Origin of the sequence: Acinetobacter legionensis, from assembly GCF_048552295.1 — a bacterium.
In the GTDB taxonomy this organism is placed as follows: Bacteria; Pseudomonadota; Gammaproteobacteria; order Pseudomonadales; family Moraxellaceae; genus Acinetobacter.
On sequence record NZ_JBIMCW010000005.1, the window covers coordinates 1 to 22,783 of the forward strand.

Here is a 22,783-nt window from a genome sequence, read left to right on the forward strand (position 1 = left end):
TATGACCAGCTACCACAACAAAATAAGGTAGCTTAACTAGAGCAGAGTATCACTTATAAATAAGCTTTTAGTTGTTCAAACATGTGGGACCACCTCTTACAACAGGTTTTCATTTTAAAAATTTGGCTTTGTCCCTCGGTATTCTCAGTTTTACACTTTTAGTTGGTTGTGGAAATAAATCGCCACAAAACAATGAACCCAAAGCTGAAGCGTCACAAACAGCAGAACAACCACAAGAGGTCCGTTTTGCTTGGGGTGGTGGTCCCCGTGTCTGGGTCCTAGGTAAAGCCGACGGAGATTTTGAAAAAGCTTTAGGCACCAAAATTAAGTGGGTTGAATTTGCATCGGGAGCAGATGTGATTAATTACTTTGCTGCCAATGAAATTGATATCGCCCGTTTTGGTTCAAGTCCTGCTGTTGCAGGGATCACTCGCGGATTACCCATTGAAGTCATTGGCTTAGAGGGTCTAATTTCAAGTGCAGAGCGTTTGATTGTTCGACCTGAAATTAAAACTCTACAAGACTTAGTGGGTAAAAAAGTTGCTTTCCCTGCAAACTCAACTGCACAATATGCATTAGAACAAGCACTTACATTAAATAAAATTGATAAATCAAAAATCAAATTATTACCACTTAAACCTGCTGAAATTGTTTCTGCATGGACTCGTGGCGATATTGATGCTGCCTATGTTTGGGGCCCATTTACACAACAATTAGAAAAACAAGGTGGCAAAGAGATTTATCGTACAACGACACTAAATGAACAAGGCATTTTGGTTTATAACAACTTCGCTGTCCGCAAAGAGTTTGCAGAAAAACACCCCGATCTTGTGATTAAGTTTTTAAAAGCATACCAAGAACAAGTTGATGAATATAAAAAAGATCCGAAATTAGCTTCTGAAAAAATTTCTAAATACTTAAACCTTCCATACGAGCAAGTTGAAACTACATTGGCAGGTATTGATTACATTCCTTTGAAAGATCAAGCATCTGAAAAGTACCTAGGTACAACATCAAACGATGAAAACTCAGGCTTGGCAAAAGCAACTCAAGATATTGCTAAATTTTTAGTCGGTATCGGCGAGCTAAAACAGTCTGATGTTCCAAAAAGTTATGCGCCCAATATCGACAGTAAATACCTTATCGAAGCAACTAAATAAGGTTATAGAATGAGTCAGTTGAACCCGTTTAAAGCAAAAGTAATTAGTGCATTATCACTAATCACTTTTGTTGTTATTTGGCAGCTTGTGTGTACCTTTAAACTTGTGTCACCCATTTTATTGCCATCCCCCTTACAAATAGTAGATACAGTTTTAGATTTATTTCAAAACGGTTATCGAGATGCTCCATTTTATCAACACATTTTAGTGAGTACGGCACGTGCATTTTTTGCATTTTTCATTGCCATTATTATTGGTGTTCCTTTGGGGTTATTAATGGGCCGTAGTCCTGTACTCAATGCCATTTTAGATCCATTCGTACAATTTTTACGCCCTATTCCTAAAATTGCTTTAATCCCATTAGTTGTTGTGTGGTTGGGGATTGGTGAGGCATCAAAATTTTTCCTAATCTTTATTGCTACTTTACTTAGTGTAATTGTTGGCGCAACTGCAGCAAGCCAAAACGTTCCACATGGTTTAATTCAAGCTGCACAAACAATGGGACTAGGAAAAGCATCAATCTTATTTCGTGTCATTTTACCCTCTTCACTTCCTGAAATTTTCACCACGATTCGCTTATCGTTTGGTATTGGTTGGACCTCATTAATTGCGGCTGAGATGGTTGCTGCAACGTCAGGTTTAGGATGGATGATCATTAACGCGGGCTCATACTTACGTACTGATGTTGTGATTGTCGGTATTATTTTACTTGGAACAATTGGCTTTATTTTAGATTGGCTCATTGTAAAAGCACAGCAAAAATGGGCACCTTGGACAGGAAAAGTATAATGACTCAAACATTTATTCAGCTAAATAATCTTCAAAAAACATTCAAGCAAAACAAATCTGAAAATACGGTTCTAAAAGACATTAACTTAGAAATTTCTGAGGGTCAGTTCGTTTGTTTACTTGGTCCATCTGGCTGCGGTAAATCAACTATTTTGAACTTACTTGCAGGTTTTGAAAAACCTAGCTCGGGTAACATTTATGTAGATGGTCAACCTATTTCAGCACCAGGCATTGATCGAGCTGTTGTATTCCAACAAGCACAATTATTCCCTTGGCTTACAGTGAAAGAAAATATTTATTTTCCCCTTAAGCAATTAAAGGGAGAGCCTAAATACATTACCGAACAAACTGAATATTACTTAGAAAAAACAGGTTTAAAAAAATTTGAAAATCATCGCGTTTGGCAAATTTCAGGGGGGATGAAACAACGTGTTGCACTTGCCCGTGCTTGGGTCATGAAACCAAAAATTTTACTCATGGATGAACCCTTTGGTGCTTTGGATGCTCAAACACGTATTTTGATGCAGGAAACATTAACTAAGCTTTGGCAAGATAACAAAACGACCGTTTTATTTGTCACTCATGATATAGACGAATCTTTACTTTTAGCAGATCGCATTATCTTAATGGCAGGACATCCTGGGCGTATTGCAGAAGATATTCAAGTCAATTTACCCCATACACGTACGATTGAAAATATTGCTCCACAGCCAGAATTCATTGAAGCCAAAAAACATATTTTAGAAATTATGCGCAAAGAAGTTAACCGCATGATTGATTACATACACTAAATCTACAGGACACTTTTATGTTATTAAGTCATTTACCCCGCGTTAAACTTGTTCATGCACCTACTCCTCTTGAGTTTTTACCTAACTTAACCAAAGCATTAAACGGTCCTGAAATTTATATCAAACGCGATGATGCAACAGGTCTTGCTACTGGTGGAAATAAAACCCGTAAATTAGAATTTCTAATAGGCGATGCAATTGCAAAAGGCGCAACACATGTGATTACTCAAGGTGCAACTCAATCTAACCATGTTCGTCAAACCATTGCTGCAGCAAATAAATTCGGCTTAAAAGCATCTGTTTTACTTGAACAACGCGTCAGTGATGCTGCAGATGAATATTACAACAATGGGAACTTATTGCTGGACGAAATTTTAGGTGCCATATCAATTGAAGTTGTTCCTGGCGGTACAGACATGGCTGCTGCTTTAGAAGCAAAAGCAAAAGAATTAGAAGCACAAGGTGAACGCCCTTATATTATTCCAGGTGGAGGCTCAAACGCTATTGGTGCTTTAGGTTATGTATCTACTGCAATTGAATTAATTAACCAACTCAACCAGATCCAACTTGCCCCAACTCATCTTGTACATGCAACAGGGAGTACTGGAACTCAAGCAGGTCTTTTAGCGGGTATTGTTGCAACAAATTCTAACTTACCTGTGTTAGGTATCAGCGTTCGTGCTGAAAAATCTAAACAAGAAGAAAACGTCTATAAACTTACTCGCTCAACTTTAGAACATCTTGGTTTGAGTGCTGATCTTATCGCACGTGAAAAAGTTGTGGCAAATAGTGACTATGTTGGCGATGGTTACGGTATCCCAACAGACAGCATGGTTGAAGCTGTTGAACTCCTTGCCAGAACTGAAGGTATTTTGCTTGACCCAGTTTACTCAGGTAAAGGTTTTGCAGGTTTAGTAGGCCTAATTCGCCAAGGTTATTTCACTAAAAACGATAAAGTGATCTTTCTGCATACTGGTGGTGCTGTAGGCTTATTTGGGTACCGTAAAGCATTCTCTCACAAAGACGCATACCGCTTGTAAAATGATTGATTTTTCAGAATTTCCTACGCTCGGAATCCTAGGTGGCATGGGACCAGGTGCTGCAGTTGATTTTCAACAGCGCCTGCTCGATGCAAGCCCTGCAACTAAAGATCAGGAACATATTCCAACTATTGTTTGGAATCATGGTGGAATTCCTGACCGACAACTTGCACTTAAAAACTTAGGTGAAAGTCCTTTCAAAGCCATGTTACATGGTTTAAAAATTTTAGAACGTAGTGGTGTTGCTAAAGTGGCAATTCCATGTAACACCGCACATTTTTGGCATGCTGACTTACAACAACAGACCAATATTGAAATCTTAAATATGATTGAAATTACTGTACAACAGATTTTGGATCATTATAAATATGGTGATAAAGTTGGAATTTTAGCAACCAAAGGCGCCCTTTCTACCGAGTTATATCAACGTGAATTAAGTAAATATAACATCCCTTATGTAATGAATTCTGAAGAAGAAATTGAAAAAAAATTTATGCCTGCAGTTTATGCTGTAAAACGGAATGAATCAGAAAAAGCAGGTATCATTTTTCAAGAACTCAGTCAACGGCTTATAGATGTAGGTGCAGGTTCAATTATTTTAGCCTGTACAGAAATTCCCTTGGGCTTACACGCCATTCAATCTCCAATTTTAAATGTAAGCTTCGATACTACGCAACTTTTAGCAGATGCTTGTGTAAGGTGGTTTTACTAAAAATAAATCAGTCTTCATTTTCTATTTAAGAGAATACTTTGAATTATTTTCGGCTTTTTATTGCCTTATATTATATGGCATAAGCATGGATCAAGCAGTATATAAACCCATCTATAATCAATATAGATAAATACCTAGTGTTCGTAACATCAGTATGCATTGATAAAATTTAATTAACTATTCTTGATTCTAAAAGTTAAGCTTTGTCCCCAATGCCAAGACCCAAGCATTGTTGATATCATGTGTTGCACTAGGATGAACAATATATTGCAGGCTTGGACGTAACATCAGCCATTTTGTTGGATAATAACTATAATTTAATTCAATATTATATTCGGCATCAGCATTAAATTGTTTCTTATCATCTGCAAAACGATTATTGATATGAATACGATTAAGCGCAAAACCCAAATTATCCTCAGCTCGGCTGGTTATCACCCCATAATACTTTAGACCGATCTGTTGAGACTGATCCACCTTGTTGGTGGTACGGCTATGGAATGTAAAATTTGCAAAACTGTGTAAGCCCTGCTTTCCTACACCAACTGAAGTAAGTTGCTGGTCAAAATTAAACCAAGCGCCATAGGTATGATTTTGTTGCTGCCCCGTCCGTATATCCTTTTGATTTTTAGTTTCATCTGCAGTGTTATACATAGCCCCTACACGATAAGTTCCTGCTAATGCATTGATCAATGATTTCGGTCGCCAGATCATCTCTATGGGAATAGTGATACCATCAGCTTGATGGGTACTCAGATTCCAGCCATGCCGTTCTAAAGCATTTTGAGGGTTATATTCATAAACACCGATTTGTAAGGCGAGTTCTGGGTGAAATTGATATTTTAAACGAACACCCCATTGAGAAATTGGAGAGTTATACCAAATTCCGCTTTGCCATTTTCCCATTTGCGCAGCACAAAATGAATTATTTTGAAATTCACAAGACATCACATTGAAATCTGTACCCATTCCCAAACGCCCTAATTTAATACTGAGCCCCTGTTCTTTAAAGTTTTTCTCCAAAGAAAACTCGGTCAATCGACTTTTACTGTTGCCACGACCATAATTTGCTTGAACATTGGCAAGCTGTGGTGCGGATGGATCAGAAATATCTTCTGAAGATAAACTTTGTCCTTGTCTTGCTGTGATTGTTGCTCTTAATGTCATCCCTTCCCAATTTGCCAGCTTTTCTAAATCTAAAGTTGAACCAATTAAAAATTGACTGGCATATTTAGGATCACTCCCCGGATTGTAGCCACCATCAACTAAATAAGCGCTGTCTACAATCAAGTTTGCATCTAATTTAATGCCTTGCTTTAAAAGTTCAGTCCGCATCCCCTGCCAATCACCAAACAAATAAGGGCTATTTTTGTCTAAGCTGTATTGAGCAGCATGTAACTGTATACTGAGCAATGAAACAAGAGAAATTGTAAATTTAATCAAATTTGACATAGGTTTACCTTAATTTTGCAAAGTCCATAATTTAAATAAATGACAGATGCTGGTTTTGCTATTCGACAAAACATGGTTTAATTTTTGGATTTCTCAAAAATGTGAATGATGAATGCGAGTTAAATCAATCAAGGCTTGATTTAACTAAAAGACGATTGTTCCAATAAATATTTTAGGGAATTTTTAAGCACCTACGTGGTCACAATAATTATGACAAAACTCCATCAAGCATGATTACTCATTGACGTTTATTCATCATTGAGTCACTGGCTTGGTTGGACAAATCTTTGCTGGGCTGCGAGATAAGACAGATACAACACGGGTGCCACAAAGAAAGCGACACTCCAGAAATCTAGATACACATATAAAAAAGCACCTAAAAATGCGCCAATCACAAAACCCACCACAATGCTGAAACTGTGCTGTAATTTTTGCATATTGCTATGGTTCCGATCTCTTAAATAATTAGAAATATCTATACCTAACTGTGTTGTATTTCCCGTCATCATGGTGCTCGGACTAATATGTTTAATTAAGGTTTTACTTGAAGTGTTACGAATAGCTAAGGCGATCAGCCCTAAACCACCTGTAATTGCGACAGTGACACTATTGGCATCTTTAAACGGTTCAAAATATAAACCCGCAAGCATAAACCCAATTAAAAAAATTGCTTCCCCCAAAAATAAATAACTTAAGGTGGTATGTTTTTGTACACTACGATCAATCCAATATTTGGTGATGGCAACAGTCAGAATAAATAAGGGAATTGCCCCAAGCTTAATCCAAATCCCAGGCCCACCTTTGACCCAAGCAGCACCAGCTAAGACTAAGTTTCCTGTGACATGCGCAGTAAAAAAACCAAACAGTGCGATAAAGCCAATGGTATCAATTGCGCCACCCACAATTGTCAATAACAAAGGATCTCGACATGTTTTCCAAAACCCACTCGGCGGCGTCGTTTGTATATTTTCCATGTTCTACTCGTCATTCAATAATTAATTAGAATTAGGACCTGTCAAAACCTAAGCTTTTTTATAGTTATCCCGATTGATGTAAATCATCAGCAATAAAACTGGGGGAAGCAAAAATAACCACAGTAGTGCAAATTTATATACGATTGCGGCAACTGCGCATCCCAGTGCAAAACTCAACATGGTTGGAAAAATTGCAACAATACTCTGTCGAATTTGCAGTCTTTTTTCCTGAGAAGGTTTGGAAAAAAGCTCAGCAATATTTAACATCAATTGTGTTGTAGCACCCGTCATCACGGTTGTTGGTGATTCTTTCGTCCAATGGATACGGTGCATCGCGTTTTGAATCGCCATAGCCGCCACCAACAACATGCCTACAGTGAAACTCATGATGGTATCGTATTTCGGAAAAGGCAAATAAAAGTAGGAACATACGGCGACTATACTAAAAAGCAAAAACATCAGTTTTAGAAAAAACGCATATGAACTGTTTTGATGTCGGATAAACTTTTGATCCAACAATTTGACCGATAAAACTGTAATACAGAACATTGGTAGTGCTGCCAATTTAGCCCAAGCACCTGTTTGACTCTCGGAGACTAAAGCCGCGCCTAATGTTACAAAATTACCTGTCACGTGGGCAGAAAATAAGCCATGCAATGCGAGAAAGCTTGCAGTATCGACATAGCCTGCATTGAAGCTCAATAACTTACTTAGTCTGAATTGCATCATTTGCCCCTTTCTCCTGTTATTGCATCACCCTATCGTTAGGATAATAAGTTTTTAATCATTGGCATGAGTTGTTCGCCAATAACCATCCCCAATAAACCGCATAGGGCCACAAAAGGAGGGGCTGGAGATTTCACATTTAATAGGTAATACAACACGCCAACCAACAACCCAACGGCCAAAGAGATCAGATAGATTTTCATAAATTTCTCCCCCAATAAAATTCCACCTAGTTTCAGATGGAATTTTTTAGGTTGGTTTTAAAAAGCAAAACAAGAACAGCCTAATGCGCCCCAAAATGATTTTTTATCCTGATCATTGATAGGAACATCAAGCATCCATGCATGCGAATGTCCATGCATGCCACAGCTGCTAGAACATGCACACACTGCTGAATCTTTTTGTAAGGGTTGTAAGGAAGGCGCATTACGATTTTCAGAGTGGCGCCACTGCCCGCCAAATCGCTTGACTGGTGACCAATCAGGCGATGCGGGTGGAATCGGTGGATCTTGTTGCTTAAATTCGGCACCCGCATAGACCACTTTACCGTCCATCACCGTCATGACTGATTCAATAAATTGAATTTCATCGCCCTCAACAGTGAGATAGTCATCTGAGAGTACAACTAGGTCCGCATGTTCCCCTGCGACTAAAGCGCCTTTATGGTTTTGCTCGCCTGAAAACCAAGCAGATCCTTTGGTCCATAGTCTTAACGCTGTTTGACGATCAAGTAAGTCTTTCTCATCATATAAAGTAAAACCACCCACGGTTTTACCTGTGGTTAACCATGCCAAACAGACCCAAGGATTGTATGATGCAACACGCGTCGCATCTGTTCCAGCGCCCACTGGTACACCCAACTCAAGCATTTTTTTTACCGGAGGCGTGTCTTTGGCTGCATCGGCACCATAACGCTGAACAAAGATTTCGCCTTGATACGCCATACGGTGTTGAATGGCAATTCCTCCACCGAGGGCACCAATCCGTTCTATGTTTTTTTCTGAAACCGTCTCTGCATGGTCAATAATAAAACGGGTTTCAAATGGCTTTTTACCATTGACACGTTCAAAAACATTGAGCAATCGACTAATGCTTTCATCATAGGTGGCGTGAATTCGAAACGGCCATTTCTTCTCAGACAAATGTTCAACAATAGCTTCTAATTCAGTTTCCATTTTTTCTGGAAGATCTGGGCGAGGTTCATAAAAATCCTCAAAATCACCAGCTGACCAAGTCAGGTTTTCACCCGCACCATTCATCATCAATAATGCATCACCATCGCCAGGAAACGTCATTTCTGTCCATCGTTGATAATCTTCTAACTCTTCACCAGCTTTTTGTGCAAAGAGGTTATAAGCAATACGAACGGTCATTTGATCTTTTTCATGCAATTGATTGATCACTGCATAATCATCTGGATAGTTTTGCCCACCCCCTCCGGCATCTATCGCAGAAGTGACACCGAGCCGATTTAACTCACGCATAAAATGTCGGGTAGAATTCACTTGATCTTCGACGGGTAATTTGGGTGCCTTGCCCAGTGTTGAATACAAAATTGCAGCAGAAGGCGTTGCCAATAATAAACCTGTTGGCTCGCCTTTTTCGTTGCGTTCTATTCTGCCCCCGGGTGGATCAGGAGTATCTTTATTAAAACCTAAGACATCTAATGCTGCTCTGTTCAGCATTGCACTTGCATATAAATGCAGAATAAAAACTGGGGTATCAGGTGCAGCTTTATTGATTTCAGCTAAAGTTGGTAAACGCTTTTCTGCGAATTGGAATTCAGTCCACCCACCGACAACACGTACCCACTGTGGTGCTGGCGTATTTTCTGCCTGCTCTTTGAGTAAGCTTAAAGCATCTTTAACAGTCGGAAACCCTTCCCAACGCAACTCCATATTATAGTTAAGCCCGCCACGGATAATATGGAGATGGCTGTCATTTAAACCGGGAATAACGCGACGACCATTTAAATCAATCACTTTTGTCGAGTCGTTGGCCAACTTCATGATGCTATTTTCATCACCTGTGGCAAACACTTTTCCGTCAGCAATCGCAATTGCATCCACTTCAGGCTGTTTCGGGTCAAGCGTGGTAATTTTGCCGTTCTTAAGAATTAACTGTACATCTGTCATGATCATCTCCATGTAGATGAATATTTATATCCATAAGGTTTATTTTGCTGACACAGGTGCAATAACTTCATGTTGCGTTGTGGTTCTTTCTGGCGCTTTATGTACCATAGTATATGCATAATCTACGCCCATACCGTATGCACCCGAATGTTCACGCACAATGTCCATCACTGCATCATAAGTTTCACGATGTGCCCAATCACGTTGCCACTCAAGTAAAACTTGTTGCCAGGTTACAGGAACCACGCCTGCTTGAATCATCCGTTGCATCGCATAATCATGTGCTTCTTTTGAAGTTCCACCTGAAGCATCGGCAACCATATAAATTTCATAATCACCTTCCAGCATTGCACCAAAAGCGAATGTAATATTGCAAACTTCAGTCCATAAACCCGATACGATAATTTTTTTACGATGATTGGCTGCCAATGCATCACGAACCTTTTGGTCATCCCATGAGTTCATAGAGGTTCTTTCGAGTAAAGGGGCTTCAGGGAACACATTTAATAATTCTGGAAAAGTGTGCCCTGAAAAACTTTCTGTTTCTACTGTTGTAATGGTGGTTGGAATATTAAAAACCTGAGCGGCTTTAGCCAATCCCACCACATTATTTTTTAAAGTTTGACGATCAATTGACTGTACGCCAAAAGCCATTTGTGGTTGTTGATCAATAAAGATGATTTGACAGTTTTGAGGTGTAAGTTGTTCTAAAAATGCTTTATTCATTTTGATTCGCAACACATTTATAAAGGAATTTATATAAAAGCAAAAATACACGTAAACCACTAGACATTATTTTAAATACAAACTGTATCCTAAAAAGATACAATGATTGATCAGCATAGGATGATGCGTTACTTTAATCATTCAAGTGAAGAGTACTTTAAAATTAAATGGATAAATTAGACTGTATCAATACTTTTATTAGTGTCGTTGAATATGGAAATTTCAGCAGTGCATCACGTCACTTAAACATTACTAGAGATCAAGTTGCGAAAAGAATTTGCCATTTGGAAACTATTTTTAATACGGTCCTGTTCATCCGCAATACCCGCAAAATGGATTTAACTCATTCAGGTGAAAAATTTTATCAACACTCTAAAGTCATTATGAGTGAGTTTGAATGGGCAACCAGTGACTTTACCCACGACCAGAAATATCCCGAGGGTAAACTCAGAATCAATGCACCTCATTCATTTAGACATGCGCATCTTACCGAGATCATTTCTAAATTTATGACACAGTATCCCAACATCAAAATAGACTTGTTTCTTTCAGATAAGTTTTTAAATATCAGTGAAGATCAATATGATATTGTTCTCAGAATCAGTCAAGATATTGATCAGCGTAATGCCCACCTGTTTAGTACCTATCATCGACATTTTTATGCAACTACAGCTTATTTTGCAAAATTTGGCGTACCCAATACAATCGATGAGTTAAAACAGCACAGTCTATTGTTGTATTCACAAACCGATTCAAGTACTAAAATTGTGCTGAATAAGAATAAAAAAGAAGAAACTATTTACTGTACGCCGAAATTGACATGCAATAGTGGCGATTTCCTTTTAGATTTTTGTAAACAAGATCAAGGCATTATATTTTTACCCGATTTTTTAGCAAAAAAAGATCAAGATGCTGGAAAAATTGTTCGTTGTTTAGAAGACTATCATTCAAAGCAACTTTATTTTTATACAATTACGCCATCTCAACAAAAGATTCCAAAAAAAGTGAAGCTCTTTTTAGATCATCTCAAAAAACACTTATCTGATCGCTAAAATATAAAGCTTTGGACCAGACTTTTACCTAAGAACTAAGTATTCACGGCTCATGTTGTATCTTTATACAATACATAAAGCACTTCAATAAAGCGTTGTGTATGCAAATACTCAGCATCTAAGCTTGCAAACTTGACACAGATTTGAATTTTGTACTAAACACATTGTTCTGTAATCGGGTCTGCATATATTCAGCATAAACCGATAATTTTTCATAAATATGTTCAGAATAAAACATATCTTCGACTAGGTTTTGCGCTTGTACTAGATCATAAAGACCTGATAAATTTAAAATTTTAGCATTCATTTCTGAAAATTTACGACATAAAGCTACATTAAAATCATCTTTATATTTAAACAAAAGCTTCTGCATATTTAATTTATTATCATGATGATCTAATTGCAGATTTAGACCATCTTGCTCATTTTCGGGATTTACCAAGAAAATTCGAACCTTAAAAAAACATTCTATTTCAAACAAATAATCTGGATTGATCGGTTGATCTGTAATTAAAAAGATACGATAAACTTCTGCCTGAGTCAGTGCTTTGAACAACTGAAAATAAACAAATTCCTGTGCATCCCATGTTTGATCTTGTAGATCTAAAAAGAGATTTAAACTTTCTAGAACGACATCATCCTTGGTCAAGTTCATGGTTTTTTCAACCTGATAATAAGGTTTTAAAATATCTTGAACCTGTGCCGTAAAAAGTGTTGAGTAAAGCACTGTTTGATTTAAATTCGCCAAAATAAACGGTGAAAACAAATAAGCCAGACTTAAATCATTTGAAGCAATTGCAGATTGGATAATCGCTGTACTTTTCTTTTTTGAAAATTCACGTAAGACTTTGGCACGCAACAATGTTGCTTCTAAGTTTACAAATCTTTGATTGAGTTGTTCTATCACCTTTTCAGAGCAACCATGCTCAAATAAAACTTGTGTGAGCACATTCAACTGAGTCGTAACAAACATATCCCTGCCTCATTCTATACTGCATCGCGTGCGACTATTTTGAAAAGAAATCAAAAAGAAATATAGCCACAAAATTTTAGAAAAAATATATAACAGATAGAGCTGTACTGATTGCGTCTGTTATAGTTATTTTAAATACTCACTTGCATTGACCTATGTATAAATCTGAACAACTGGCCCATAGCCTAAAATTATTGATTGAAAATGGGACGTGGAAAGCACATGAAAAATTACCCTCACTACGCCAACAGGTTCAACAATCAGGGTTAAGTCTAATTACGGTGATGAATGCTTATCAAGAGCTCGAAGCGCAAGGCCTGATTTATTCAAAAGAAAAGTCAGGGTATTTTGTGGTAGAACAAAGTTCAGATCATCCCACCACATTACATGTGATTAATGAAACAGTTGAAATTAACTCAATTGTTTTCAAATATTTGAAATCTACACAGTCTGAACACATTATCCCTTTAGGTTCTGCCTTTCCCAATAGCCAGTTGCTCTACTCCGCTAAACTGATACAAACGCTTGGACAACTTGCTCGACAACGGCGTAGCTATGAACAAACTCCAAGTCTCCCGCCCGGAAATTATCAACTTAGAAAAATTATTGCACAGAAATATGCGATGCAAGGCATCCCCACTGATCCATCTGATATTGTGATTACCTCTGGAGGTTTGGATGCATTAAATCTTTCATTGCAAGCACTTACACAAGCTGGGGACTATATTTTATTACAACAGACGATTTTTTATGGTGCATGGCAAGCGGCTGAACGACTTGGATTAAAAGTAATTACTATTCCAGAGCACCCTGAACATGGCATTGATTTAGATGCATTCGAACACGCAATTTTAAAATATCCAATTAAAGTATGTTTGATGATGTTAAATGGTCAGAATCCAATTGGCTTTACTGTGAGTGATGAAATTAAATTAAAATTGGCTAAGTTACTCAACCAATATCAGATTTATTTGATTGAAGATGATGTCTATGAAGAACTTTACTATGATCAAAAAAAACCCCTCTCGATGAAGTACTTTGATCAACAAAATTGGGTGCTACATTGTTCTTCTTTTTCAAAAACATTAGGTGCAGGTTTTCGTATCGGTTGGGTCTATGCAGGGAAATTCTCTGAACATATTCAGCACACTCAACTTATGAGTACCCTTTCAGTCAACTCATTTATCCAAAATGCCTTGGTTGAATATCTCTCCCATCGTCATTATGAAAAACATTTAAAAACTTTACGTTCCACCTTACAACGCTATAAAAAACAATATTTTAATTATTTAAAAACCCATTTACCTGAGCAATGCCATGTCAATTATTATCCTTCCGGGTACTTTTTATGGATTGAATTGCCTGAACAGGTCGATAGTAATGACATCTATCAACACATGTTAGAACACGGTGTCAGTGTCGCACCGAGCAGCTTATTTAATATTAGCAATCAACAAAATCACTTTATTCGGATGAATTGTTCATTTGAAATGAATGAAAAGATTCAAAATGCATTAAATGAATTGATTCATATTATTGGTAAATTAGTCGCAACATAAGCTGAATTTTTATAACAGATTCATCATTGCTTACTTATCTGTTATAGTTTTTTTCTAATTTTTTGTATCTACAGTGTGAATTCGTTTCTATCCATAATGAATCTATATTAAGCAGAAAGAGATTTTGCGATGAATGATGACAAAAGCCCTAAAAAACCACAATATGCTGATAGCTCGATTTCAGACAAAGCCTTTAAACGCATGATTATCTGGTTTTTTATCTACTGTAGCCTGTTTTGTATTGGTGTTATTGTCACAATCGGTGCAGATCACGCTGCTTTAAACTAAATCTCAATTGATTTCAAAAGATACGATTGATAAAACACTCACTTAATCAAGTGAGTGTTTTTTCTGTATCTGTTGGCTTAAAAGTGTATAGGCATCTTTAAGATCTTCCCGTCCCATATCCTGTAACATGCGCTGATGCATATTTAAAATATTCACATCTCCACGCCTTGCAGGACCCGTCTGCATTGTTTCAGGATCATTTTGAGTGGCTTTTTTTGCTGTTTCCAAAATTAATGGATACAGTAAATTAAAATCGACCTGCTGTGCATCGACCACTTGTTTAGCCATGTCATAACAATAATTTGTAAAATTACAAGCAAATACCCCTGCCAGATGTAAGCTCAGCCGCTGCGCTGAATTATAGGGATAAACTTGATCGCTTAGACTATTTGCTAGCGTCATTACAGCAGACAAATCCTCTTGTAAAGCCGTTTCAATAAACAACGGGGTATTTTTCCAATCCACTTCACGTTCAAAACTAAAAGTCTGTAAGGGATAAAAAACCCCAGATTTTACATGGTGTTCAGTCAATATATTCAGATTGGTACTGCCTGAAGTATGGACAATCAAAACATCTGAAAGTTGTGAATGAATCATTTGGATGACTTGAGCAATGGCTTGGTCACTCACCGCAATAATCAATAAATCAATTTCAGGATCTATACCTTGCATAATATCAATAGCCTGAGCATTCACCAGCTGGGCTAAGCGTTGTGCTTTGTTTAAATCACGACTATAAATCTGAACAATATGATGTTGTTTTGACAATGCTTTTGCAAAATGTGTAGCAACACGACCTGAACCAACAATACTAATACGCATATCAACATCTAAAACTTTAAATATAGTTACAGCATGCCAATAAAAAAGGGATGAATCAATTCATCCCTCTCAGATCATTTTGATAACTACATCAATTTAATGCATTGTTTAAATAAATAATTCGCTCAGCGGTACGTTTATTAAAACACTTGGTATATTGCATCTCTTTGTTTTGCTGAGACATCGCATCATCCCAATATTGACGTTGTTGCTGATAGGTTTCAATTTCGCTATCTGGAATATCGCCAAAACTTTTCTGTGAAATGACTTTACAATCAACATCACGTTTTTCAAACCATTCTGCTTGATCTTGCTTAAACTGTTCTTTTTGTTCATCACTCAAACTATCCCAAGTCTGGTTTAAACGATCGACTTGTTTGAGTTTTTCTTCATCTAGCTCTTTTTTACGGATATCCATGGCTTTTTGTGCAAGCGCTGTTTGCTCTGCATTTTCAATTTGGTTGACCTGCTCGCGTTCACGCATATCTTTATTTTCTTTCATATAGGCTGCGTATTGCACTGCTTTTACCGTAACAAAAGTTACCCCTTGAATAACTGCATCCTGATTAAGCACATCAAGGGTTAAGCCATCTTTGTCTGTTTTCACAACATTATAATTAAACTTGCCTTTCAACTGATCATTGGCTAGTACCAATTTAGATTCACCAGCTTCGATATATTCACGTATGCTGCGATACCCATCACCTTCACATCCATCCTCACAATCTTGCCCAAATTCTGCATATGAATTTTCAGCACGCTGTTGTAAGCCTTTCGGGAATTGAACCACTAACTGACTTTCACATTCCAACTGATTGGTTTTAGAAGAGTCTTCAGTGATCGTACGAACATTCTTCACTTCAAACTTTAAACCATTGTTAATTTTCTGAAGTAGTGCTTGGTCAGCTTCATAACCAGAATTTTTAATATTGTCTGCGACTTCACGCAAATACTCATCTTTCAAATATTTTTGAATTTGATTGATATTATCTTGATTGGTACAACTCCACTCTGCAAGCTCAGCATTACCTTCATCTTTTTTCTTTTTGAAGTAATCACAGCCTGACAGAATCAGAGTACTCGAAATCGCAGCAATCATAAATAATGGGTTTAATGATTTATTCATTGTTTATCCGATCATATTTTTATGTGGATCATTTAACCAAATAATTTAAGAATTTTCGAGTAAAAAATAAAAAGCTTCTGGATATTCAGAAGCTTTTTATACAATTTATGCCTGTTTTAGCACTGAACATACCACTTTAAAAGATTATGGTGTCGTTGCACCAAGTACTTCAAACTCAATACGACGGTTTTTAAATTGCCCTTCTTTGGTTGAATTATCTGCAATTGGATTGTCTTGACCATGTCCTTCAGCAGTTAACTGTGAGGTATGTACGCCCTTTTCAACCAAATATGCCACAACCGATTTTGCACGTTTTTCAGATAATTTTTTGTTTGAATCCGCATTCCCAACATTATCGGTATAGCCTTTAACCACGAGTTTTGCATCTGGTAGTTGTTTTAACAAATTCGCTGCTTTATCCAAAATCGCTTTATTGGCTTCTGGAATACCAGAAGAACCTGTCGCAAAATTAATCACCTGTAAATTCAATGCAGCGGCAATATCATTTACATTGGCTTTATCTGCCTGAATGCTTGAAAGTGCTTGGTCTGCTTGTGAATTACTTGTATCTACATTTGCAGCACTGCTTGTTGCAGCTGCATTTGCATCGGCTGTTTGCTCTACAGAAATATGTAGATTAGGAGCAATAGCTTTTAACTCATCTGCCAATTTTTGTGCTTGCGCTAAATTTGGTGTTTGAATGGTAAGTTGATCACCGATCCAAGCCAGTGAAATATTTGGAATACCTTTAATTTTAGCCAACACCTGATCTACAGCATTTTGATCTGGCAAATCAGCGGCATAAGCACTGCTGGCTGTAACTTGACAATGATCGGTTTGACCAAACACTGAGGCAATACTGGTTTTTAAGCTGTCTAATAAAGATTGACTGCTCGATTGTGCCTGACAACTTGCTAATTTACCTTCTGCATCTGTAGAAATTTGCAGTTCAGCAGCTTGCAAATCAGCAACAGCTTGTGAAGCGCCACTGCTTACTGGATCTCCCCCAGCAGGCGGTTTGCTACTGCATTGTTTAAATAACAATGCAGCCAATCCTGCAATCACCAACAAAGCAATAATTGGCAATAACCAATTGGATTTTTTAGGTTCATCTTGGATCGAATTTGTTGTGATTGTAGACGTATCAAGGGGTACTGGTGTTGGAGATACACTTTGTATAGGTGTGGGTGCCACAGGCTCTACAGGGGGGATAACAGCCTCAGCCACGGGAGCAGCTTGAGTAGTGCCTGCGAAACCAAGACCACCTACACTTAAGCCTAATGTTGCAAATAATCCTGTTGCCCAAGCGGGCAAAGCATCCTGAATATTGTTCCATTGTGCTTTGATAAAATCAAAAATTTCATGTTTACTATCTGAGCCAGCTTGATCCGCAAGCAATGATAAAGTTGGAGCAATAGAATGGTTTAATGTGGTTTCAATGTCTTGAGTTGGTCCATTGCCCGCAACCAAGCCTAAAAAATGCGCGACCGTTTCTGGTTGATGACTGAAAATATCGCTTAAGCGAGGATTTAGATTTTGCTGCAGTGTGTCAATGAGTTCAGGTTTTGATTTTAAAACAGAGAGGAGAATGGGGTAAAAGGCACTTAAAGCACCGATTTTTTCGTCTTGAAACTGAAGATCACCCTGTAAAACTTTTGTGGTCACCCGTTCTTTTAAAAGCTCAATAATATTCATAATTTTGGACACTCCGATTTCATTGTTGTATTTGTCACTTTAATAATCATTTTATTGATCGTTTTTTATTCTAGTGATTAAATTCTAATAGTTATAATAGCTTTTTGTAGCGCAATGTGTTCAATATCTATTTGAAAAGCCAGCTTATGCTGGCTTTTTGTTTACTTTTTTAGGCTTATGTAAAATTTACATCTTAGCCAATAAAAGTATGGAGCACTTTACCAATCATTTTTTGATCGATTAATGGCGTATTTTTTCCATGAGATAAAATACTGTCATTGTTAACTACCCATTCCAAATCTGGATCAACCAAAGCCCAACCCGATTCTTTTACCCAACGATCCGTCATATTGGCCACTTTTGCAGGAGCGAGCGTGACTTTTTCAACCCATTCTAAAGGCTCAAACAAACCTTCACGGACCAATTGAACCCCAAAAGAGACATAAGTATCAAATGCGCTAATACCGGGTAAAGTCTCGGCAAAAGGCGCTAATTTCGCAGAACCACTCAAAGGTTCATGATGCGTACAAATCGCATCAATCACACCGTCTTTGACGCCTTGGCGCAGTAATTCTTTATCTTTTTCAGCACGTAATGGTGGGCGCACATGTGCCAAAGAGTTAAAACCATCAATTAAGTGTTCTGTTAAATGCAATTGATGCATTGCAACATCTGCTGTCACTGGCAAACCTTTGTTTTTTGCAATTTTAATCAACTCTACAGATGCACCACTTGAAAGCAAACCAAAGTGCGCTTTGACGCTTGTCGCTTCAATCATCAATAGGTATTTCGCAATAGCAACTGTTTCAGCCAGTGCTGGAATCATTGGTAATCCCTGACGTGAGGCAATAAACCCCTCATGTACACAACCATCTTTTGCGATCTGGTGCTCTTCTGGATAAAACACTACAGTCATGTCTAAACCAGCCGCATATTCCAAGGTACGCAGAACCACATCATCGTCTTTAAAAGTAGCATAGGCATTTGAAACAGCAGTACACCCCCCCTTTTTTAAACCTGCCATATTTGCGGGTTGTTTACCATTTAAACCTTGGGTTTGTGCACCAATCACTTGTAAATGAATACCACCATCTAACATGGCCTTTTCTACCAGTCCATGAATCAAAGCACCATTATCTTGCACGATCGGCTTTGAATCAGGTGGGGTAAATACATGCAAAATACCATTTTCACGTGCGGCTTTACCTTCTGACTTCAAGGTACCATGCTGTTGCTGACCTGGCTCGCGTAACCGTGCACACAAATCCACCATGGTGGGTATCAACCATTTGCCTTGTCCGTCAATTGTATCTACAACATTGGCAGATGATTCGACTATTTTTCCATGTTCAACATAAACCGTTTGTACAGTGTCAGTTTTTTTTATTGGGTCTAAGACACGTACATTTTCAATTTTTACACTACTCATGACTTTATCCTTCACCTTAAACCGCAATTGCTTCTAACAAACCTTTCTCTTGCAACTGACCTTGCATTGCCAAAGCCAAAACAGCCATTCGCACTGCAATACCATTGGTCACTTGATGCAAAATTACCGACTGTGCACCATCAGCAATACTAGAATCAATCTCTACACCGCGGTTCATCGGTCCCGGATGCATAACAATACAATCGGGTTTAGCCATGGCAAGACGATCTTTATTTAAACCATACATTTTGTAAAATTCAGCTTGTGACGACAAAGCTGGTGAATCAATACGTTCATTTTGAATACGTAAAGTAATGATCACATCACAGTCTTTAATGCCTTCATCCATTTTATTGAACAAGCGAACACCTTCACCATATTCGTCAAAACCACACGGAAGCAAAGTATTTGGTGCAATTACACGGATATCTTTGCAACCTAAAGTCTGCAAAGCTGCGATATCTGAACGTGCAACACGCGAATGCTTAATATCACCAATAATCGCCAGACTAATGTCTTCAAAATTCTTTTTCGTTTCACGGCGAATGGTTAACATATCTAACATTGCTTGAGTTGGATGAGCATGACGCCCATCTCCAGCATTGATGATTGCAACATGCGGACAAACTGTTTCAGCAATAAAATGCGCTGCGCCTGATGAAGAGTGGCGTACAACAAAAATATCTGCTGCCATCGCTTCGAGGTTCCATAGCGTATCGCGCAATGTTTCCCCTTTTGAAGTACTTGATCGTGCAATATCAATGTTCAATACATTTGCAGATAACCGTTTTGCAGCCGCTTCAAAAGTAGTTCGTGTACGTGTCGAATTTTCAAAGAATAAGTTCATCACTGTACGACCTTCTAAAAGTGGTGTCGTTATCAGTTGATTTTGATCATTTATAAAGGAATGGGCTGTATCTAGAATTTTGGTGAGGGTTGCTTTAGAAAGACCTTCGATGGTGAGGAAATGCTTTAAGTTTCCGTCATTATTGAGTTGAATCTGACTCGGTGTATGCAATGCCGCCAAGTGCATGAGAGATTCCTTAGAGGTTAAGTTAACGTATTATACAGATTTTCTTTTTCTTTGGCAGTTGAAGTTTTGGACAAATAGTCATAAAAGTCAGCGATCAAATTTTAAATTTGATCTGCTTTAAGTCTGCCAGTTTGAGCGTTAAGTTCATTAATTTTTCTCGAAGTTGCTGAATTATATTGATGTAATCAATATCTGATTGATCTTTTAAAAGCTTGATATAAGCATCTATTCTCAGCAAGGATTGATTACGCCATTTAAGTAATTCTGCTATTGGATGGTAAATTTGTGGATCAAAATCATGCAATTGATATTCCAATATTTTTATATTGCTTAATGTCACATCATATTCTTTTACACGTTTTAAGCACCTTAAGGTATCTTCTAAACGAAAGCGGATCTCGTGTTCACAAAGAAATTTTAAATGTGGCAAATCCTGTTGAGCAGCAAAATATTGTGCCAATGGCAGAGTAAAATCCTCATAAGGATACCAACGCCCATGCGCACAAGAGATCAATTCTTTATATTTTTTCTGTTCAATCCACAGGTTAAACACAGCAGCCTTTGCTTGATCATAGTGTCTTAATCGCAGTTCAGTTTGTTGTTCCGACTCATCAGCGGTACCCACGTAAATCATTTGGTTGTTTTTTAAATATTTGCTAATTTCTGCATTTAATTTCGTATAACTCAAGAGATTGTCTCACAGCTTATCCTCAGCTTAAAAAATACTATATATGAGTTTTAATTTTTAATCACACTGTATCAATCAAACTCTAACCCAATAGTTAGAGCTTAATGCCCGACTTATCTCAATGCACCAATATAGTGATGTGAAACTTGTGCTTGATAAATTTCTTCTTCTGTTGCACCAGAAACATATGCTTCCTCGCTTTGTTCAACTTGCGTTGTGGTTAGCGTATTCACAGAAGAAACTGGTTGTTCCTGTTCTAATAAATGCTGTAAGCGCAAGGCATGCCGATTTAATTCTGGATCTTGAGTCGCCAATGACATATCAATCACATACTGTGCATAGCTTTTATTATCCACTAAATACATTACATCAATAACGCGCCCTGTCACACGTCTTAATCGCGTTAAGATTAATGCCCCAATGGAAAATGCATCTGCATGTGCAATAAATCTGCTGTTGTTAAGATCTTGCATAGAAATCCCCGTATTTATTAATTCATTAAAAATTCAATTAAATTTCTGAGCCAATACGGTGGATAATTAAGCAAATTGTGTACCAAAATAACGCCATTAAATGAAATAATAATGCATACACATTATTCTCTATTAAAATCTTGCCTACTAAAAATCGCCCTACACATTGCGGAGCGTCAAATAGATCTATAAATTACTCCGTCATGAAATTTGCTCTCATCATCATAAATCAAGAACTACATGTGTGCTTTATTCATAGATGATTCATCTATATAAATTGCAATACTGCATGCAAATTTTTCTTGTTCTTAAATGATTTCAGTAACGCAAGAATTTTAAATCAAATTCTAATGATAAAAATAGCGCCAACACATTTCCAATGAAATTAAAATCAATAATAGCCCCATCACGATATTAAAAAAACGCGCCCGATTTCCTGTATTTAAAAAGCTTGCTAACTTTTCACCAGCAATCCCCCATAGCAATAAAGATAGATAACAGACGACAAAATAAATCACTACAAAAACCAATAAAACAGCATGAATATGCCCCGTTGAAAATAGCCCTGTACCCGCCACTGCGGCAATCCATGCTTTGGGATTTAGCCATTGCATTAACGCACCTTGTATAAAGGTCGGTATTTTTGCTTCATCTTGGGATTGACTAGAGATAAATGTCCCTTTTGCACGTAGAATATTCAGTCCAATCCACAACAATAAAACTGTACCTAAAATCGTGATCACATCAAGAAGTACAGGATAAACCACAATCATTTGATATAAACCAAAACAGACCGATGCCAATAACAAGGTAAAACCAATGGTCGCCCCTGAGATAAATGCAAAAGTTGCTTTTACACCATAATTCATACTGCTGGTTAAAATAGTTAAATTCACAGGTCCTGGTGAAATCGACATAGACAGCGAAAAAATAAACATTGAAACAATAAGACTAAGCATTTTTTAAATTCTTTATTCGATCTTATCTACATATTGATATTTGAATATATTTCAAGCAAAAAAACCAAATTTTTAACTGAATTTAGTACTTTTTATAAAATTTCGGACTTAAAAGACCATTCTATAAGTTTTCGTCATTAAAATACGCTAAAATACGCGATTGCTTTTTTAATGTCTTTGG

Annotated in this window: 23 protein-coding genes; 8 read left to right on the forward strand and 15 right to left on the reverse strand. The window is 37.5% G+C overall.

Features of this window, described 5'->3' with window-relative positions; genetic code table 11:
• The first annotated feature begins 83 nt into the window (after window positions 1-83).
• The 5 genes from ACG916_RS05365 to cuyB are packed head-to-tail and all read left to right on the forward strand — an operon-like array spanning window position 84 to window position 4,492.
• Window positions 84-1,160: a taurine ABC transporter substrate-binding protein gene (locus tag ACG916_RS05365; protein ID WP_419330204.1), complete on the forward strand. Its 1,077-nt coding sequence runs from the start codon at window positions 84-86 to the stop codon at window positions 1,158-1,160.
• A gap of 9 nt (window positions 1,161-1,169) precedes the next feature.
• Window positions 1,170-1,949 (forward strand): ABC transporter permease, encoded by a 780-nt coding sequence (locus tag ACG916_RS05370; RefSeq protein ID WP_419327400.1) that lies wholly within the window; start codon window positions 1,170-1,172, stop codon window positions 1,947-1,949.
• Window positions 1,949-2,740, forward strand: coding sequence for an ABC transporter ATP-binding protein (locus ACG916_RS05375; protein WP_336953085.1), 792 nt, complete (start codon window positions 1,949-1,951; stop codon window positions 2,738-2,740). Before ACG916_RS05370 ends, ACG916_RS05375 begins: the two co-directional genes overlap by 1 nt.
• Before the next feature lie 17 nt (window positions 2,741-2,757).
• Complete coding sequence (gene cuyA, locus ACG916_RS05380; protein WP_056510583.1) at window positions 2,758-3,780, forward strand: D-cysteate sulfo-lyase; 1,023 nt, start codon at window positions 2,758-2,760, stop codon at window positions 3,778-3,780.
• Window position 3,781: 1 nt separating this feature from the next.
• Window positions 3,782-4,492: a cysteate racemase gene (gene cuyB, locus ACG916_RS05385; RefSeq protein WP_004721068.1), complete on the forward strand. Its 711-nt coding sequence runs from the start codon at window positions 3,782-3,784 to the stop codon at window positions 4,490-4,492.
• Between the two features lie 189 nt (window positions 4,493-4,681).
• Here the strand turns inward: cuyB and ACG916_RS05390 are convergent, their stop codons facing one another.
• From ACG916_RS05390 to ACG916_RS05415, 6 genes are all read right to left on the reverse strand, one after another.
• Window positions 4,682-5,944 (reverse strand): carbohydrate porin, encoded by a 1,263-nt coding sequence (locus ACG916_RS05390; protein ID WP_335954521.1) that lies wholly within the window; start codon window positions 5,942-5,944, stop codon window positions 4,682-4,684.
• A gap of 263 nt (window positions 5,945-6,207) precedes the next feature.
• Window positions 6,208-6,918 (reverse strand): YoaK family protein, encoded by a 711-nt coding sequence (locus ACG916_RS05395; protein ID WP_333665027.1) that lies wholly within the window; start codon window positions 6,916-6,918, stop codon window positions 6,208-6,210.
• Between the two features lie 48 nt (window positions 6,919-6,966).
• On the reverse strand, window positions 6,967-7,647 hold the full coding sequence (locus tag ACG916_RS05400) for a YoaK family protein (RefSeq protein WP_004721072.1): 681 nt from the start codon (window positions 7,645-7,647) through the stop codon (window positions 6,967-6,969).
• A gap of 35 nt (window positions 7,648-7,682) precedes the next feature.
• A complete protein-coding gene (locus ACG916_RS05405) occupies window positions 7,683-7,847 on the reverse strand; it encodes a DUF1427 family protein (protein WP_004721074.1) in 165 nt (54 codons plus the stop codon).
• A gap of 57 nt (window positions 7,848-7,904) precedes the next feature.
• A complete protein-coding gene (locus ACG916_RS05410; RefSeq protein ID WP_419327399.1) occupies window positions 7,905-9,779 on the reverse strand; it encodes an amidohydrolase in 1,875 nt (624 codons plus the stop codon).
• A gap of 39 nt (window positions 9,780-9,818) precedes the next feature.
• Window positions 9,819-10,505 (reverse strand): hydrolase, encoded by a 687-nt coding sequence (locus tag ACG916_RS05415; protein WP_004821006.1) that lies wholly within the window; start codon window positions 10,503-10,505, stop codon window positions 9,819-9,821.
• Window positions 10,506-10,672: 167 nt separating this feature from the next.
• Here ACG916_RS05415 and ACG916_RS05420 point away from each other — a divergent pair, with 167 nt between their 5' ends.
• Entirely contained in the window at window positions 10,673-11,557 is an 885-nt protein-coding gene (locus tag ACG916_RS05420) for a LysR family transcriptional regulator (RefSeq protein ID WP_419327398.1), read from the forward strand.
• A gap of 118 nt (window positions 11,558-11,675) precedes the next feature.
• Here the strand turns inward: ACG916_RS05420 and ACG916_RS05425 are convergent, their stop codons facing one another.
• On the reverse strand, window positions 11,676-12,530 hold the full coding sequence (locus ACG916_RS05425) for a hypothetical protein (RefSeq protein ID WP_419327397.1): 855 nt from the start codon (window positions 12,528-12,530) through the stop codon (window positions 11,676-11,678).
• Between the two features lie 155 nt (window positions 12,531-12,685).
• Here ACG916_RS05425 and ACG916_RS05430 point away from each other — a divergent pair, with 155 nt between their 5' ends.
• Window positions 12,686-14,089: an aminotransferase-like domain-containing protein gene (locus ACG916_RS05430; protein ID WP_336953095.1), complete on the forward strand. Its 1,404-nt coding sequence runs from the start codon at window positions 12,686-12,688 to the stop codon at window positions 14,087-14,089.
• A 129-nt stretch (window positions 14,090-14,218) separates the two neighbouring features.
• Window positions 14,219-14,377, forward strand: a complete 159-nt coding sequence (locus tag ACG916_RS05435; RefSeq protein ID WP_004721086.1) for a hypothetical protein — start codon at window positions 14,219-14,221, stop codon at window positions 14,375-14,377.
• Between the two features lie 42 nt (window positions 14,378-14,419).
• On the opposite strand, the gene ACG916_RS05440 is transcribed toward ACG916_RS05435, so the two are convergent.
• From ACG916_RS05440 to ACG916_RS05475, 8 genes are all read right to left on the reverse strand, one after another.
• Window positions 14,420-15,199, reverse strand: coding sequence for a Rossmann-like and DUF2520 domain-containing protein (locus ACG916_RS05440; protein ID WP_419327396.1), 780 nt, complete (start codon window positions 15,197-15,199; stop codon window positions 14,420-14,422).
• A 91-nt stretch (window positions 15,200-15,290) separates the two neighbouring features.
• Window positions 15,291-16,325, reverse strand: a complete 1,035-nt coding sequence (locus tag ACG916_RS05445) for a DUF1311 domain-containing protein (protein WP_419327395.1) — start codon at window positions 16,323-16,325, stop codon at window positions 15,291-15,293.
• Between the two features lie 144 nt (window positions 16,326-16,469).
• On the reverse strand, window positions 16,470-18,020 hold the full coding sequence (locus ACG916_RS05450) for an OmpA family protein (protein WP_419327394.1): 1,551 nt from the start codon (window positions 18,018-18,020) through the stop codon (window positions 16,470-16,472).
• A 193-nt stretch (window positions 18,021-18,213) separates the two neighbouring features.
• Entirely contained in the window at window positions 18,214-19,449 is a 1,236-nt protein-coding gene (locus tag ACG916_RS05455) for a dihydroorotase (RefSeq protein WP_336953099.1), read from the reverse strand.
• Window positions 19,450-19,465: 16 nt separating this feature from the next.
• The gene (locus ACG916_RS05460) at window positions 19,466-20,482 is read right to left on the reverse strand and encodes an aspartate carbamoyltransferase catalytic subunit (protein WP_004721095.1); all 1,017 of its coding nucleotides are present in this window, start codon (window positions 20,480-20,482) and stop codon (window positions 19,466-19,468) included.
• 94 nt (window positions 20,483-20,576) lie between these two features.
• A complete protein-coding gene (locus tag ACG916_RS05465) occupies window positions 20,577-21,170 on the reverse strand; it encodes a hypothetical protein (RefSeq protein ID WP_419327393.1) in 594 nt (197 codons plus the stop codon).
• Window positions 21,171-21,283: 113 nt separating this feature from the next.
• The gene (locus ACG916_RS05470; RefSeq protein ID WP_419327392.1) at window positions 21,284-21,643 is read right to left on the reverse strand and encodes a hypothetical protein; all 360 of its coding nucleotides are present in this window, start codon (window positions 21,641-21,643) and stop codon (window positions 21,284-21,286) included.
• A gap of 347 nt (window positions 21,644-21,990) precedes the next feature.
• The gene (locus tag ACG916_RS05475) at window positions 21,991-22,602 is read right to left on the reverse strand and encodes a LysE family translocator (protein WP_419327391.1); all 612 of its coding nucleotides are present in this window, start codon (window positions 22,600-22,602) and stop codon (window positions 21,991-21,993) included.
• Window positions 22,603-22,783: the final 181 nt, after the last annotated feature.

Bases quoted from the DNA above. Each gene is read 5' to 3' on its own strand.
- ACG916_RS05370 (WP_419327400.1), top strand. From the start codon at position 1,170: ATGAGTCAGTTGAACCCGTTTAAAGCAAAAGTAATTAGTGCATTATCA.
- ACG916_RS05375 (WP_336953085.1), top strand. From the start codon at position 1,949: ATGACTCAAACATTTATTCAGCTAAATAATCTTCAAAAAACATTCAAG.
- cuyA (WP_056510583.1), top strand. From the start codon at position 2,758: ATGTTATTAAGTCATTTACCCCGCGTTAAACTTGTTCATGCACCTACT.
- cuyB (WP_004721068.1), top strand. From the start codon at position 3,782: ATGATTGATTTTTCAGAATTTCCTACGCTCGGAATCCTAGGTGGCATG.
- ACG916_RS05390 (WP_335954521.1), bottom strand. From the start codon at position 5,944: ATGTCAAATTTGATTAAATTTACAATTTCTCTTGTTTCATTGCTCAGT.
- ACG916_RS05395 (WP_333665027.1), bottom strand. From the start codon at position 6,918: ATGGAAAATATACAAACGACGCCGCCGAGTGGGTTTTGGAAAACATGT.
- ACG916_RS05400 (WP_004721072.1), bottom strand. From the start codon at position 7,647: ATGATGCAATTCAGACTAAGTAAGTTATTGAGCTTCAATGCAGGCTAT.
- ACG916_RS05405 (WP_004721074.1), bottom strand. From the start codon at position 7,847: ATGAAAATCTATCTGATCTCTTTGGCCGTTGGGTTGTTGGTTGGCGTG.
- ACG916_RS05410 (WP_419327399.1), bottom strand. From the start codon at position 9,779: ATGACAGATGTACAGTTAATTCTTAAGAACGGCAAAATTACCACGCTT.
- ACG916_RS05415 (WP_004821006.1), bottom strand. From the start codon at position 10,505: ATGAATAAAGCATTTTTAGAACAACTTACACCTCAAAACTGTCAAATC.
- ACG916_RS05420 (WP_419327398.1), top strand. From the start codon at position 10,673: ATGGATAAATTAGACTGTATCAATACTTTTATTAGTGTCGTTGAATAT.
- ACG916_RS05425 (WP_419327397.1), bottom strand. From the start codon at position 12,530: ATGTTTGTTACGACTCAGTTGAATGTGCTCACACAAGTTTTATTTGAG.
- ACG916_RS05430 (WP_336953095.1), top strand. From the start codon at position 12,686: ATGTATAAATCTGAACAACTGGCCCATAGCCTAAAATTATTGATTGAA.
- ACG916_RS05435 (WP_004721086.1), top strand. From the start codon at position 14,219: ATGAATGATGACAAAAGCCCTAAAAAACCACAATATGCTGATAGCTCG.
- ACG916_RS05440 (WP_419327396.1), bottom strand. From the start codon at position 15,199: ATGCGTATTAGTATTGTTGGTTCAGGTCGTGTTGCTACACATTTTGCA.
- ACG916_RS05445 (WP_419327395.1), bottom strand. From the start codon at position 16,325: ATGAATAAATCATTAAACCCATTATTTATGATTGCTGCGATTTCGAGT.
- ACG916_RS05450 (WP_419327394.1), bottom strand. From the start codon at position 18,020: ATGAATATTATTGAGCTTTTAAAAGAACGGGTGACCACAAAAGTTTTA.
- ACG916_RS05455 (WP_336953099.1), bottom strand. From the start codon at position 19,449: ATGAGTAGTGTAAAAATTGAAAATGTACGTGTCTTAGACCCAATAAAA.
- ACG916_RS05460 (WP_004721095.1), bottom strand. From the start codon at position 20,482: ATGCACTTGGCGGCATTGCATACACCGAGTCAGATTCAACTCAATAAT.
- ACG916_RS05470 (WP_419327392.1), bottom strand. From the start codon at position 21,643: ATGCAAGATCTTAACAACAGCAGATTTATTGCACATGCAGATGCATTT.
- ACG916_RS05475 (WP_419327391.1), bottom strand. From the start codon at position 22,602: ATGCTTAGTCTTATTGTTTCAATGTTTATTTTTTCGCTGTCTATGTCG.